Below are 16,131 nucleotides of genomic sequence, written 5' to 3' on the forward strand. Positions count from 1 at the left end.
TTGCTGCGAAAACAGAAGCACAAACAAAAGTGACAGCGTTACCTGAGGCAGTACAAGCAGAAAAAGATGCGCTACAAGGTCGTTTAAATGACCTGGTTGATATCACTTTACCAACAGTAAATGATCAAAATGAAAATGATATTTCTGATGATATTGATACTTTACTAGCGGGGGTCGAAGCTTTAATAGAAAGTGCTGAAGAAGCTTATACAACGGCTGAAGAGGATTTAGCTGACGCCTTGCAAGACGGTACTGTAACACAGGCAGAGGCTGATAAATTGCAAGAGTCCCTAGAAGCTGCTCAGGCAGCAAAAACTCTTGCACAACAAGCATTAGACAATATTGATCAAACTTCAGACGCGATTGAAGCTGCAAAAGCTCTATTGCAAGAAAGAATAGATGATCTCGTAGATATTGAGGTACCTGAGCCATTTGCAACAGCGAATAATGATGTGCAATTGGTATTGGATATCACACCGACTGTAGATGTTAATGAAACACCAACAGAGCTTAACTCAACAGGATTTACAGTGGGTTCTGTTGGCTTAGGTCCAGTGTTAAATGCAAGTGTGCTTGAAAGCGTATTTAGCTCCTCAGTTTCCCTTTCAGTCGAAGAAGGCACCGAAAGAGATATTAGTTTCTATGCTGATGCTGGTGGTCTTACAGCAGGGACGATGAACTTATTTATGTATAAGTTAAATGAGTCAACTGGTGAATATGAATTAAAAGAAAAAATTGATAATTGGTATCTCGTTGTATTAGGTGGTGTGTCAGAAACGATAAGTCGTTCTTTAGATGAAGGAGAGTGGCTCATTGTATTAGGTAACGGCCAAGGGTTGTCAGCTGCTACGGGGTATACATTAAGATTTGAATCAGATGCTGTACGTGATTTTAATAATCCAGAAGCTGTGACAGGAACAATAAATGGTAATGTGATTACGGATCAGGATTATCAAAATGGTACAGATGTCGTCCCAGAGGGTAGTAAAATCAGCGGAGTTATTCATGGTGAAGATACCATTAATCAATTTACAGATGGTATTGCAACAATTAAAGGGGAGTATGGCACTTTAACTATCTCTGAAAATGGACAATATACATATACAGTAGATCCATTATTTAGAGATTACGGTGAAGTTGATCGTTTTGTATATGAGGTAACGGCACCAAATGGTGAAAAACGCACAGCTGAATTGAATATTGAATTAGTGCGTGTTGCCACAGATGAAAATGCCATCATTGATAATACAGTATTACTTGATGTTACTCCTGATTTAACTGAAACCACAGGCGAAGAATTAGGTATTTCAAATGCAGTCGCATTGAATTTACTTGATCTAGGTATTGCTGGTGATGTGTTGTCTGCAAGTGTAATTGGTACGGAAGGTGTCATGGACTTCACTGTTGAAGACGGTACTTTCCAAGAAATGACCTTTACCGGTTCCGCGGGCGGGGTAACGATACTTTCAACATTTAGTTTGGTTATCTATCGTTTAGATGAGAATACTCAACAGTTGGTTCAAGTACACGAAATTCCAAATTTTGTTCAAGTGCTCATTGGCGGTGGTGTTTCAACCCCGGTAACATTGAGTTTTGGTGAGGGTACTTACGTTGGTATTATCAAGCAAACTAGTGGTGTAAACGTAATTGGAGGAGCTTCAGCTCAAGTTACAGATGTCAATATTTACGATTATGCAAACCCAGAAACGATAACTGGATCAGTTCAAGGTGATGCGACTCAGATTACGACAGATAAATTAATATTGGTAAATAACACTGATGTGGTTGAAGGTGAAGCTTTAGTTGTACAGGGTCAATATGGCTCACTCAATATTAATACTGACGGTACTTATACCTACAATGTTACAGTTCCACAAAGCACAGTGGGTTGGACTCCACCATATGGTGAGATTGATCGTTTTGAGGTTGTAGTGGAACGAGCAGATGGTACAACTTACATTGAAGTTCTCAATATTAAGATTGATACCAATACAGTAGCTAACGATGCAGAAGTTGTAGAAGTTCAAGCTGCAAACTATTCAACGCTCAATGAATCTGTAGAGTCTGGAATTATTGGATCTGCAAGTCGTACACTAGAATTTAAAGTTGAAGAAGGATCTTATATTAGTAGCTTAGATCTCCAAGGGAATATCACTCGTACTTTAACTAATGATAATCCTTCAATGAGTGTTGTGATTAATAAGGTGACTACTCAGCTTGTCAACGGCGTTGAACAACAAGTGCTTGAACAAGTTTATACCGGAAATGTTAGTATTACATGGCCAGCTGGAACAACATTTAATCCTTCGACATCAACGACTTATGCCTCAGAAATTATTTTAGATGATGGCAAAGTGCTCGATGCAGGTGATTATGTTATTTCAATTAACACAACGAGTGGTACATTTAATTCAGTGAATGTATCTAGTGCATCAATTACTGGAATAATGATCAATAATATTACTCCAACTGATACACCATTGCTTGAGGGTGATTTATTTGAAAATGATACAGCTATCGACCAAATTGATATTCTGAAAATTGGATCTAAAGAGCTTTATGTAAATGATCCAGCTAAAGGTGGTCAAGAGTTCACAGTTCAAGGTAAGCACGGTGTCCTTACTGTGTTCAAAGATGGCACCTATGAGTATCAACCATCAGGTTTAAGTGGAGGTCTTGAAACATTCACCTATACAACAGTTTCTAAAGCGGGAACATCACAATCTGCAACACTTGAAATTAATGTTTCGATGACGCTAACTGGAAGTGAGGAGGCAGATACCGTACAAGCATCTGCTTCAATCGATACTTTTACTCTTGGTGAAGGCGCAGATACAGTCCTTTATGATGTGCTCAATCAAGCTCAACATAACGAAAGTCCAGATATTTGGACTGACTTTAATCAAGCTGAAGGTGATCGAGTTGATATTTCTGCTTTATTAAAAGATCAGAATGTTACATCGTCTAACATTGGTGAATTTGTAACGATCAAACAAGATGGTGCAAATACGGTGATTAGTGTTGATACTGATGGGGCTAAAACGAAATATAACCCAACTGAGCTCATTGTTCTGCAAAATACAGATAGCAGTCTTTATGCGATCGATGATCTGTTAAAATATAATCAAATTTAATTAAACAAATGAAAAGAGGTCTTTCGAGACCTCTTTTTATTTTTAAAAAATGTGAAATCAAAAGTAATTGGTATGAAAAAAATAAAATACTAATAATTTGAATAAATTAATTTTTGAAGAACAAAAAATTGTATTTGTTATTTCGTCATTTGAAAAATATTCTAATAAAAAAATTCATTATGGAGACGAGATTGCAACAAAAAAATCATATCTAAGCACCATTTTATAGAGCTTTATGTGTTAGTCATCAGGGGTAGACTTAATCATAAAAAATGTTGTTTAGGATTTATTGATAATAAAAAATGGTAATGATTCAAAAAATTAAATTCCTACTCCAAAGAGATTTTCATCTCTATATTTAGACCTGTTTTTGAACGTTATTAAATAGAATAGAGAAACAAACACTCGCTCCGTTAAAAAAAGTTAACCTTGCTCATTTTTATTTGTGTTTTCAGGTGGCTAGTATGGGGGGAGTAGTAATGTCTAATTTTATAACTCGATATGTGTTGCAGAATTAGGTTATAGAGATCATTTTGCCTGAGTTTGAAGAATAATCCGCTCATTACTCATTATTCACATTGGATTTAAAGGAATGCTTGCATAATTCGATATTCTTAAATTGGTTGAAAACTCAGTGCTTTAACTTTGATTGATTTTGATGCTTAAATAAACATGTGAATATGAAAATTTTAATCTGAAAATTTAACACTGCTATTTGTTTTTATTCTTGAACCATACTAAACCTGCTTGAGTATAAAAAATAAAAGAGCCATATAAGGCTCTTTTATTTTTAGATACAATAGCTTGATCGTCACGCGACACATAAGTTGTCATTTCTCTTTTAATAAATTCAAAAGCTTCGTAATATTTGCGACACATAATGACAATTTTAGCGACACAACCTATGTCATTTTTTGGGATATAGCGACACAACCTGTGTCATTTTACGAAAATAGTTCTTAGACTAAGAAAACTATAACAATTACTTTAATCTATTCATATATCAGGCATTAAGTTAACTACAAAGCTTCCTATAAATATTTTTTATTTCTCGATCATCTATAAAATATGAATTCGAGCATTAAGGAGATACATCTCGTGCATTATTCTCATGGTCAGCTTAGTTATCCAGTCTATGCTTATGCACAGTCGTATGCTCATGGTTATGTAGAAGGGACTCATCAACATGACAGAATCCAGTTACTACATACTCTTTCTGGAGTCATTCATGTTCGAACGTCAGAAGGAATATGGGTCATCCCTCCATCTAAAGGTATTTGGATACCTGAAAACAAAAAACATTCAATCAAGATATTTGGTAATGTGGAAGCCCGAGGAATATTTGTTGATCCCTTTGCCCGTGCTGATTTCAATACGCAATGTAGTGTTGTTGCTATTCCAAAACTTCTGTCAGAACTTATTAATCAGGCTGTACAGATAAAAGAAGAAATCTTACCTCATACTAGAAACGAACGGCTTTTGGAACTCATATTAGATGAGTTACGCTTTTTAGAAGAAATTCCATTTCAGTTGCCAGAAGCAAAGTCAGAGATACTCAAAGAAATTTGTGAAAATATCAAAGCAGATCTCTCCGGAACCAACCATTTAGAGATGGTTGCCGAACAGCATGCTTTTAGCTCTAAAACACTTTCAAGACTTTTCCAGAAAGAACTCAATATGAATTTTAGTGTATGGCTGAAGCAAGCAAAATTGCTGCAAGCCTTGACTGATTTGGAAATGAGAAAGCCAATACTCAATATCGCTTTAGATTTAGGCTATGAGAGTCCTAGTGCTTTCTCCTATATGTTTAAAAGACAAATGGGAATGACGCCTACAGAATATATAAAGAAAAAATCAGATTAGATTTTGTCTTTTTCTAGATGGTATTTGTCTTTAAATCGAAAGAAAGACAAAAAATGATGATTCATGATGATGTGATTAAAGTCATAGGATCACATCATGTTAACTCATCCTCAAAATAAATATCGTCCATTCGATTTTTCCGATTTTACTGATAGAACATGGCCAAGTAAAAAAATTACTCACCCTCCTGTTTGGTGTTCAACCGATTTAAGAGACGGTAATCAGGCATTGGCCAATCCTATGGATCACGATAGGAAACTTAAATTTTTCCAAATGCTTGTTGAATGTGGATTCAAGCAAATTGAGGTTGCGTTCCCTGCGGCATCAGAAACTGATTTTAATTTTGTTCGTTACCTCATCGAACATGATCAGATTCCAAATGATGTTTGTATCCAGGTTATGACTCAAGCCCGACCAGACCTAATTGAAAGAACCTTTGAGTCTCTGATGGGAGCAAAGCAAGCGATTGTTCATGTTTACAATGCCACGGCAGAAGTATTCCGCAGAATTGTCTTTCAAAAGTCTAAACAGGAAATTATTGAACTAGCCGTTGCTTCAACACAACAGGTGAAATCTCTATGTAAGCAATATCCAGCAACTAAATGGACTTATGAATATTCTCCGGAGACTTTTTGCTTTACCGAAATTGAGTTTGCGCTAGAAATTTGTGAAGCCGTAGCTGAAGTTTGGGCTCCAAGTCCTAAAAATCCAATGATTATTAATTTGCCCACTACCGTTGAAGTCAGTACACCTAATATTTTCGCCGATCAGATTGAATTTTTTTGTAAAAATTTTACTAAACGAGAACAGGTTTGTATCAGTGTGCACCCTCATAATGATAGGGGAACAGGCGTTGCAACTGCTGAATTAGCATTACTTGCAGGTGCAGACCGTGTTGAGGGCTGTCTATTTGGTAATGGTGAACGTACAGGGAACGTTGATCTTGTGAATATTGCTTTGAATATGTACACACAAGGCATTTATCCTGAACTTGATTTTTCTGACATCAAGAAAGTGGCAGAGATCGTGAAAGAATGTAATGAACTTCCGATTCACCCAAGGCATCCTTATGTAGGTGAATTAGTATTTACAGCTTTTTCAGGTAGTCATCAGGATGCAATTAAAAAGGGTTTTAAAGCGAGAAATGTTCAAGATCATTCATTTTGGGAAGTTCCATATCTGCCTATAGATCCAGCTGATTTAGGGTGCAGTTATGAGGCTGTAATTCGTGTAAATAGTCAATCTGGTAAAAGTGGTGCCGCTTGGATATTGCAGCAAAATCATGGCATAGATTTACCACTAAAGTTACAAAAAGATTTTAGCCAAATCGTGCAAAAGATGACGGATAACAATAAGAAAGAGTTATCTCATGCTGAAATTTGGACAGTATTTAGAACGGAATATGGTATAAACGCTAATGAAGATAATTTTGAACTTGTAAGTTATCAATCGGATAAAAAAGATGATGTTTATGAAGTCAAACTATCTATTGAGTTACATGGTGAGATTATCAATCTAGTAGGTTGTGGAAATGGATTATTATCTGCCTCAGTCAATGCTTTAAATAAGAAATGGCCTTGTAAAATAACGATTGCTGAGTATTCAGAACATACTTTAGGGAAGCAGAGTAGTAGCCGGTCTATTAGTTATATTCGTTGTATAGACTACAGTGGAAATACGTATTGGGGAATTGCAATTGATACTGATATTGCTTCCGCATCTATCCAAGCACTATTGAATGCATTTTCTAGGTCGTATAAGTTGAATTATTTAGAAAAATTACAATTAATATGACTACAGTGATTAGGCAGGTGACTATATAGTGTTATTTTTTAAAGCAGAGATTTATATTTCTAATCGGTATGTGGTACTAAGGAAAAAAAACATTCACAATAAAATTTTTGAATGATTAAGTTATTGGAAGGAAGTAAGATGATTTAGCATTTTGCTTCCGACCATCCAAAGTCAAAATTGCTTCATGAACTATACTCATCTTACCTAAGAAGAAAGATATCAGATTTATATATTATTACGTGAAGGTTTTTTTAAACATTATATCGCTTGGAGACTCAATCGGTCACCTTCAACTATTTCTAGAGAAATTAAACGTAATCGAGCGAGAAATGGTTACTTCCCTACACATGCTAATACACTCGCTCGAAGACGCCATTGTTCCAATTCTAAAATAATCCCTTGTGAAATATAGGCACAAGTTATCTCTTATCTTCTATGGAGTCCTGAACAGATCACTTCTCGTGTTTCAGTCAGTTTGCATTCAATTTATCGCTTCATTCGGCAGGATAGAAATAAGGGTGGCACACTCTTTCACAACCTACGTTTCAGAAATCAAAGGAAACGAAAGTACGGCTTTCATGAAACCCGTAGATGCATTCATAATAGACCTATTGAGATTGAGCATCGGACTCGCTTTGGTGATCTGGAAATAAACACGATTGTAGGTAAGAACTATCAGCAATCCTTGGTCTCGATTGTAGATCGCAAGACAGGTTATCTATGGCTCAAAAAGTGTAGCTCACGAAAGGCAGAAGAAGTTTGCCAAACAACTATCCGTCTATTTGAGCCGATCAAAGATCATCTCAAAACAATCAACGCAAATAATGGTAAGGAGTTCAGCCTGCATGAGTATACTGCTCAAGAATTAGACATAGACTGGTGTTTTGCTGATCTTTATAATGCTTGGCAACGAGGCACAAATGAAAATACCAATGGTCTAATCAGGCAATACATTAAAAAAGGGAGTGATTTAAATATCTATACGGATGAATACATCTCAGAAATCACTCAACGTTTGAATCATCGGCTAAGAAAAGACTCGGCTTTAAAAGTCCGAGTCAAGTATCATGGCAACAACATGGTGTTGCCCTTCAAATGTTAATCTAAGAATCTTAAAACTTAACCCTGCTATTTATTTTTTTTATTCTTGAACATACTAAACCTGCTTGAGTATAAAGAATAAAAGAGCCATATAAGGCTCTTTTATTTTTAGATACAATAGCGTGATGCATTACCAGCTTAACGCACCACCAGTTTGATAGTCTGTTACGCGAGTTTCGAAGAAATTCTTCTCTTTACGTAAGTCCATCATTTCTGACATCCACTGGAATGGATTGTTCACACCAGCAAATTGCTCAGGTAAACCTAATTGAGCTAAACGACGGTTTGCGATGAACTTCAAGTATTCTTCCATCATTGCAGCATTCATACCCAATACACCGCGTGGCATTGTGTCACGTGCATATTCGATTTCAAGCATCGTACCTTCAAGAATCATTTGAATGATTTCTTCTTGGAACTCAGCAGTCCACAAATGTGGGTTCTCAATCTTGATTTGGTTAATCATATCGATACCAAAGTTCAAGTGCATTGACTCATCACGTAAGATGTACTGGAATTGCTCAGCAACACCATTCATCTTGTTACGACGACCCATTGACAAGATTTGAGAGAAACCACAGTAGAAGAAAATACCTTCAAGAACACAGTAGAATGCGATCAAGTTGCGAAGCAAGATTTGATCTGTTTCAGGGGTGCCAGTTTTGAATGTTGGATCACTTAATTCTTGAGTGTACTTCAAGCCCCATGCAGCTTTACGCGCAACTGATGGAACTTCGCGGTACATGTTGAAGACTTCGCCTTCATCCATACCTAAAGATTCGATGCAATATTGGTAAGCATGCGTGTGAATCGCTTCTTCAAATGATTGACGCAAGATGTATTGACGGCATTCAGGGTTAGTAATGTGTCGGTAAATAGCAAGAACCAAATTATTCGCGACCAACGAATCGGCAGTAGAGAAGAAGCCTAAAGAACGCATCACGATGGTACGCTCATCTTCAGTTAAGCCATCTTCTGACTTCCAAAGTGCGATATCGTGGTTCATGTTAACTTCTTGTGGCATCCAGTGGTTTGCACAACCATCTAGATATTTTTGCCAAGCCCATTCGTATTTGAATGGTACAAGTTGGTTCAAGTCAGCGCGACAGTTGATCATTGCTTTATCATCAACTTGAACACGTTGAGCGCCCATTTCTAACTCTTCAAGACCTGGAGCAACGTCCAAATGTTCTAAGGCGTTAGATGCTCTTGCCAACGGATCGGCTGAATTTGTTGTTCCGTTTGAACTGGTTCGAGCGGGTTGTGCAGCTGCCACACGCGTCGGTTCGTTGCGTGCATCAGATACCACTTGTGGATTAGGCGCTTTTTGCGGTTCGATGGGCGCAGACTGCTGTGCTTGTGCAGTTTGTTTCGGTTCATCATCTTCGAAATCGTCCCAACTGAGGATAGACATATCAATTCTCTCTACGTTGCTTATATCTTTTTATTCAGACATCTCAACGTGAGACATCCTACTATACGCTTATATTGTGTAAGCAAAATTAAGTTTTGCCGATGAATGTACTCAATTTGTTCGTTTGAGTAGATTGAATTTCCGCACTACTTATTTTGCTTACGCTTCTGTTGTTTGCGAATGGCTAAAAATGCATAGACCATCGGCGTGTAAAAGAAAATAAAGGCAAAGATCAATACCGCAAGTCCTAACATATAGTTATGGGTCATATGTGGCATGATGGAATCCTTTTTGTAGATGAATTAGTGTTAATTCTGATAAGCCTAAAAGGTTGATAATTAATATCAACCTTTTAGAGTGTTTTAGTTTTTCATTGCAATAATGATAGCTATAACGATAGGAACAACAATCGTTGAAAAACCTAAAACTATAGACAATATACCTAAAACTAAATCAGGATTAACACTATTCATTATTGACAAGCCTCGCAATCAGGATTGTCAATTGAACATGCCATTGGTACTGGCGCTGCTTGTTCGAAACCTTCTTCTGTCGCGGCTGCTTCAGGCTTAGCTTCTTGAGCAACTGCTGCCACTGGTGCTGCAACTGTCGCAGGTTTAACTGCGTTTAATGCACCTGTGTTAATCGTAGATTTCTCAGCAGATGTCGCACCCAATGCACGAAGGTAATAAGTCGTCTTAAGACCACGTAACCATGCCATCTTATATGTGATGTCCAATTTCTTACCGTTTGCACCAGAGATGTAAAGGTTAAGAGATTGTGCTTGGTCGATCCATTTTTGACGACGTGATGCAGCATCAACAATCCAGCGTGCTTCAACTTCAAATGCTGTCGCGAAAATTGCTTTTAACTCTTCAGGAATACGCGCAATTTTTTGTACTGAACCTTCGAAATGTTTCAGGTCATTGACCATCACAGAATCCCAAAGACCACGTTCTTTTAATGCACGAACGAGGTAAGGGTTGATGACAGTGAACTCGCCAGACAAGTTCGATTTCACATACAAGTTTTGGAATGTTGGCTCAATAGATTGAGATACACCACAAATATTTGAAATGGTTGCAGTCGGTGCAATTGCCATCACGTTCGAGTTACGCATACCATCTTTTTGAACCTTGGCACGTAACGTGTCCCAATCCAAACGTTGTGTGCGATCGACTTCAAACATACGTTCTGGGCGAGATTTCGCAACGAGCTCAAGAGAGTCAATTGGTAAAATACCTTGATCCCACAATGAACCTTTAAATGTTTCATACGTACCACGTTCAACCGCCAAATCGCTTGAAGTTTGAATCGCGTAGTAAGAAATCACTTCCATAGACTCATCTGCAAACTCAACCGCTGCATCAGAACCGTAAGCAATCTTCATTTCGTATAGTGCATCTTGGAAGCCCATGATACCCATACCCACTGGACGGTGTTTCAAGTTTGAATTACGCGCTTGTGGTACTGCATAGTAGTTAATGTCGATGACGTTATCGAGCATACGAACCGCAGTTTTAATCGTGCGAGCAAGTTTCTCACGGTCTAATTGACCACCTTGAACGTGTTGAACAAGGTTGATTGAACCCAAGTTACATACCGCAATTTCATCTTTGCTTGTGTTCAATGTAATTTCAGTACACAAGTTAGAAGAGTGCACCACACCTACGTGTTGTTGCGGTGAACGTAAGTTACATACGTCTTTGAATGTGATCCACGGGTGACCTGTTTCAAATAACATTGATAACATTTTGCGCCATAAGTCTTTCGCACGGACTTTCTTATGAAGCATGTCTGTTTCTTTCGCAATGCTTTCGTAGTAAGCATAACGTTCTGCGAATTCAGCACCCGTTAAATCGTGAAGATCTGGTGTTTCAGACGGGGTGAAGAGTGTCCATTCAGCATCTTCAAATACACGTTGCATGAACAAATCTGGAACCCAGTTTGCAGTGTTCATATCGTGTGTACGACGGCGGTCATCACCCGTGTTTTTACGAAGCTCTAGGAATTCTTCGATATCCAAGTGCCAAGTTTCAAGATATGCACATACCGCACCTTTACGCTTACCACCTTGGTTAACTGCAACGGCTGTATCGTTCGCTACTTTAAGGAATGGAACAACACCTTGCGATTTTCCGTTAGTACCTTTGATGTATGAGTTCAAGGCACGAACTGGTGTCCAGTCATTACCTAAACCGCCTGCCCATTTAGACAACATTGCGTTATCACGCATAGCGCCATAAATATCGAACAAGTCATCATCAATCGTTGTTAAATAACAGCTTGATAACTGAGGACGTAATGTACCTGAGTTAAATAGAGTCGGCGTAGATGCCATGTAATCGAAGCTAGAAAGTAAGTTATAGAATTCGATTGCACGATCTTCACGGTTGTCTTCATTGAGCGACAAGCCCATAGAAACACGCATGAAGAATAATTGTGGTAATTCGAAACGTACGCCATCAGAGTGGATGAAGTAACGATCAAATAATGTTTGAAGACCTAAATATGTAAATTGATTAGAGCGTTCTGGTTTAATCGCAGCCGCTAATTTTACAAGATCAAAATTTAATAATTCTGGAGAAAGAAGCTCTAGCTCAACACCTTTTTTCAAGAAGGTTTCAAGCGCATCATTTTCAAGCGTGTCTTTAGATAGGCCAAGAAACTCAAGACCGGTTGCAACTAAGTTGTCACGCAACAAACGTGCAGTGACATACGTATAGTTTGGTTCTTGTTCAATACGTGTACGTGTCGCCATCATCATCGTTGTAGAGATGTCTGATGCTTTAACACCGTTGTATAGGTTTTTTACAGTTTCATCGATGATCGCTTGAACATCAATGCCTTCTAAGCCTTCGCTAGCTTTTTCAATCTTCGCTTGTAAACGACTCAAATCTAATGGTTGGAGCTGACCATTTTGACCTGTGATCTGAAGAGTAGGGTGATGATGAGCACCTAACTCTTTACGCGCTTCAGCACGTTGTTCACGATAGATCACGTATGCACGTGCCACTTTTTGTTCACCTGTGCGCATTAAAGCTAATTCAACTTGATCTTGAATTTCTTCAATATGAATCGTGCCACCTGAAGGTAAACGACGCTTAAACGTGTTCATCACCATCTCAGTCAGCTGAGTAATACGATCGTGAATTCTGCTCGAATCTGCACTTGGTTGACCTTCAACAGCCAAAAATGCTTTACCAATTGCTACAGAGATTTTATCTGCATCAAAAGTGGCAACATCACCAGTGCGTTTAATCACTTGAAGTTGACCAGGGGTTGTATTAGCGCTCATTTCAGCGTCGCTCCATTCTCATCATTTTTATGCTTATGGACCATTTGAATCGGATACAAACTCAAAAAATGAGCTATCGCGATATTTGAGGGTAAACACAAGACTTAGTGGTTTAATGTAAATTAAGACACAAGATACGGTAAATTTCAGGGTAGATCAATATTGACATTTTGATAATTTTTTTTCTGAGTTTAACACTCAAATTTCCCTATACTTTTTCCATGTTCAGCCATTTTGTTATGTAGTCAGCGTCACAGGGTGCTAAGCATAACAGAGACTTTTTAGAGTGCTTATAGATAAGTTTGTGGATAACTCTGAAAGTGCAAATTGCTTCTCGAAAATAATTTTTTTGAAATATTTTGTTTAAAATATCATCAAATTGATTTGTGTTTGAAAGTTTAAAGTTGATTGAAAATATTGATCGACTTGGCAAAACTATCTATTTATCAATAGTTAATAAAAAGATAACAAAAGACTACGCTCGTGTATCAGTTTCGTGAACAGGCTCTTGTTTACAATGTAAACGTGTGTATATTGCAAAACATATCGATGTAAATCTGTGAAGTTTAATCAGCAGATATCGTAACAATATAGGGGCATTCTATGAGCCAAGAAGAAAAGTTACCAAAGATTTTGATCGTTGAAGATGACGAGCGTCTTGCGCGTTTAACGCAAGAGTATTTAATTCGTAATGGATTAGAAGTTGGGGTAGAACCAGACGGTAATCGTGCAATCCGTCGTATTATCGCAGAGCAACCGGATATGGTGGTGCTGGATGTTATGCTTCCTGGTGCTGATGGTCTAACTGTTTGTCGTGAGGTTCGTCCACATTATCATCAACCGATTTTAATGTTGACTGCTCGTACTGAAGACATGGATCAAGTATTGGGTCTTGAAATGGGTGCAGACGATTATGTTGCGAAACCAGTTCAGCCACGCGTTCTATTAGCGCGTATTCGTGCTTTGCTTCGTCGTACAGACAAAACACCAGAGGATGAAGTTGCTCAACGTATCGAATTTGATGATTTAGTGATTGATAATGGTGGTCGTTCTGTAACCTTAAACGGTGAGCTTGTAGATTTCACAAGTGCAGAATATGACTTATTATGGTTGTTGGCATCTAATGCTGGTCGTATCCTTTCACGTGAAGACATTTTTGAGCGTCTACGTGGTATTGAATATGATGGTCAAGACCGCTCAATTGATGTTCGTATTTCTCGTATCCGTCCAAAAATTGGTGATGATCCTGAAAATCCTAAACGTATTAAAACCGTGCGTAGTAAAGGATATTTATTCGTTAAAGAAACCAACGGGATGTAATCACATCCCCGCGGTAATGCCCTCACTCCTCAGAAGGTCATACCTTAGTGTCTAAACACAGTATATTCCTGCGTATCTACGCAGGTCTCGTCATTTTGGTGGTGCTGGTTGCCATATTTGGTTATTTGCTTGTGCAAATCATCAACTATCAACGCGCGCAGGAATACCGTGAGTCATTGACTGATGGGATTTCGTACGTCATTAGCGAGGGTGTTTCAAGACAACAAACCATGCAACAAAGAATGGATTGGATATCAGATGCATCTGATTTGCTCGAACTTCCAATCTATTATCTAGAATCTGATAAAGTCGAACTTTCACGCACCGAAAAATATCGTTTAGAAAAGCGCAAAGCAGTGGTGCGGTATGACGCCAAAGAAAGTATTGCTTATGTCATTATTGGTTTAATAGATGACCCTGAGCATTTACTTTATGTGAAAGTGGATAATATTGGTGAGCGTCAAATGAAGGCCTTGCCAATCTTTGTATGGGAATACTTGGTTTATTATCCAGGGCAGGAAAGGGAATATCTTGCAAAAATTAAGCAACACTTTTCTTATGATTTAAGCATTCAAAATCTGTCTGATCTCAATTTAGATTCCGAGCAAATTGGTCGTTTACGTGCGGATCAAGGGGTTATCCTGTATCAGGATAGCGCTAGCATTCGTGGTACTACGATTTCTGTCATTTCTCCAATGACGAATTCGTCTGGTGATGTCTTGGTGATGGGACCAGTGCCAATGTTCAATTGGATGCCATTCCAATTGGCGGCAGGGATTACTTTGCTGAGTATGTTTATTTTGTCGCTTGGTGTGTATGGTCTGATTGTCCCAATGCAACGCAAGTTGAAGCAAGTTAACTCAGCCTTAAATGTTATGCAAAAAGGGGATATGTCCGTTCGCGTTCCTGTCGAAGGATATGATGAGTTAGCACATTTGGCAGCCAGCTATAACAGTATGTCAGATCATATACAGCGTTTGATCGAAGCTCAGCGAGAGTTAATGAGAGCTGTATCACATGAGCTGCGAACGCCAGTCGCACGTATTCGCTTTGGTATGGAAATGTTGGTTGATGAAGAGGATTATGAGTATCGTCAGCAACAAGTAGAAATGATTGATAAAGACATTGAGGCTTTAAACACGCTCATTGATGAAATTATGACCTATGCTAAACTTGAGCAAGGCATGCCCTCTATTGATTTTAAGGAAATTCGACTATACGAAGTGCTTGAGCAAGTCGCTATTGAAACTAAAGCATTAAAAACCAATAAAAATATTCAATTACACTTGCCATCACAAGCTTTGGTGGTGGATGCGGAACGCCGTTATTTGCATCGTGTAGTACAAAACTTAGTCGGAAATGCGATCCGATACTGCGATGATACAGTGCTGATCACTGGTGGAATTGATGCTCAGGGAATGGCGTATATTTCAGTTGAAGATGATGGTCCGGGGATTCCAGAAGAGGATCGTAAGCGAGTGTTTGAAGCTTTTGCTCGCTTGGATGATAGTCGTACACGTGCTTCAGGTGGATATGGTTTAGGCTTGTCTATTGTAAGTCGAATCGCTTATTGGTTTGGCGGTACGATTCAAGTAGATCAAAGTCCTAAAATGGGTGGTGCACGATTCACCATGCAGTGGCCAGCCAAAAGATTTAAAAAGAAGAAGATTGTTCAAACCAGTCAAACGTCAGAGTAAAGCGAGAATTAAAAAAAGCGCGATTAAGCGCTTTTCTTATAATTTTTATTGCCTTTTATTGATAATTATTGGCATTGGGTTCAATAATGCGTTTTCCTTCCTTAAGTGCATTTAAGGCATCGGCATTGAAATCGATCAGTAAACTGTTATTGGTTGCATCAACATGATAATTGCTTATCAGTTTTTGATCGCCGTGAAGGGTCTCAACTGTATATTCATCTGCGATGTTGAGAATAGCATCAAGATTAGTGGTTGTAGAGGCGAGGTCTTGGCGGAAAATTTGATAAATATCGCGTAAATCAAAAATAGCATTCGTTGCATCAGGATGTTTTTTGATATAGCTGTCTAAATGATGGACGATCAACTGAGCAAATAAAAAATAGTTAGGTTTGTGTGTGAATTCTAGACTCATAGATCTTCTCCTTATTATTTAATTGAGCATATAACGAAAATCAGCACGATTTGTATAAAGTTAATTAAAACATTGTAAGCAATTAAAATTTAAAACTT

At 38.2% G+C, this 16,131-nt stretch carries 11 protein-coding genes; 7 read left to right on the forward strand and 4 right to left on the reverse strand.

The window, feature by feature from the left end:
* The 5 genes from AC1M89_RS12325 to AC1M89_RS12345 form a co-directional block, all read left to right on the forward strand.
* Positions 1–3,134: BapA/Bap/LapF family large adhesin (locus AC1M89_RS12325; protein ID WP_481614268.1), on the forward strand; the 3,134-nt coding region annotated here is incomplete at its 5' end.
* Positions 3,135–4,232: 1,098 nt separating this feature from the next.
* Positions 4,233–4,997 carry an AraC family transcriptional regulator gene (locus AC1M89_RS12330; RefSeq protein WP_481596346.1) on the forward strand — a complete coding sequence of 255 codons (765 nt, stop codon included), beginning with the start codon at positions 4,233–4,235 and terminating at the stop codon, positions 4,995–4,997.
* Positions 4,998–5,093: 96 nt separating this feature from the next.
* Positions 5,094–6,791, forward strand: a complete 1,698-nt coding sequence (leuA, locus tag AC1M89_RS12335; protein ID WP_481596345.1) for a 2-isopropylmalate synthase — start codon at positions 5,094–5,096, stop codon at positions 6,789–6,791.
* Between the two features lie 229 nt (positions 6,792–7,020).
* Positions 7,021–7,203: a helix-turn-helix domain-containing protein gene (locus tag AC1M89_RS12340; RefSeq protein WP_481609038.1), complete on the forward strand. Its 183-nt coding sequence runs from the start codon at positions 7,021–7,023 to the stop codon at positions 7,201–7,203.
* A gap of 63 nt (positions 7,204–7,266) precedes the next feature.
* On the forward strand, positions 7,267–7,893 hold the full coding sequence (locus AC1M89_RS12345; protein ID WP_481596344.1) for an IS30 family transposase: 627 nt from the start codon (positions 7,267–7,269) through the stop codon (positions 7,891–7,893).
* Between the two features lie 129 nt (positions 7,894–8,022).
* Here AC1M89_RS12345 and AC1M89_RS12350 read toward each other — a convergent pair whose 3' ends face one another.
* The 3 genes from AC1M89_RS12350 to AC1M89_RS12360 all read right to left on the reverse strand — a co-directional run bounded on the left by AC1M89_RS12350 (position 8,023) and on the right by AC1M89_RS12360 (position 12,604).
* The gene (locus AC1M89_RS12350) at positions 8,023–9,306 is read right to left on the reverse strand and encodes a ribonucleotide-diphosphate reductase subunit beta (protein ID WP_035267248.1); all 1,284 of its coding nucleotides are present in this window, start codon (positions 9,304–9,306) and stop codon (positions 8,023–8,025) included.
* Positions 9,307–9,452: 146 nt separating this feature from the next.
* Complete coding sequence (locus AC1M89_RS12355) at positions 9,453–9,584, reverse strand: YhgE/Pip domain-containing protein (protein ID WP_081403264.1); 132 nt, start codon at positions 9,582–9,584, stop codon at positions 9,453–9,455.
* A gap of 194 nt (positions 9,585–9,778) precedes the next feature.
* Positions 9,779–12,604 (reverse strand): ribonucleoside-diphosphate reductase subunit alpha, encoded by a 2,826-nt coding sequence (locus AC1M89_RS12360; protein WP_179999432.1) that lies wholly within the window; start codon positions 12,602–12,604, stop codon positions 9,779–9,781.
* Positions 12,605–13,207: 603 nt separating this feature from the next.
* On the opposite strand from AC1M89_RS12360, the gene bfmR reads away from it, so the two are divergent.
* Both bfmR and bfmS read left to right on the forward strand, forming a co-directional pair.
* Positions 13,208–13,924 (forward strand): response regulator transcription factor BfmR, encoded by a 717-nt coding sequence (gene bfmR, locus AC1M89_RS12365; protein WP_035267251.1) that lies wholly within the window; start codon positions 13,208–13,210, stop codon positions 13,922–13,924.
* A 47-nt stretch (positions 13,925–13,971) separates the two neighbouring features.
* Positions 13,972–15,621: a sensor histidine kinase BfmS gene (bfmS, locus tag AC1M89_RS12370; protein ID WP_035267252.1), complete on the forward strand. Its 1,650-nt coding sequence runs from the start codon at positions 13,972–13,974 to the stop codon at positions 15,619–15,621.
* Between the two features lie 55 nt (positions 15,622–15,676).
* On the opposite strand, the gene AC1M89_RS12375 is transcribed toward bfmS, so the two are convergent.
* A complete protein-coding gene (locus AC1M89_RS12375; protein WP_481590469.1) occupies positions 15,677–16,033 on the reverse strand; it encodes a hypothetical protein in 357 nt (118 codons plus the stop codon).
* Positions 16,034–16,131 lie beyond the last annotated feature (98 nt).

The sequence above is a fragment of the Acinetobacter sp. ANC_7635 genome (genome assembly GCF_056779945.1).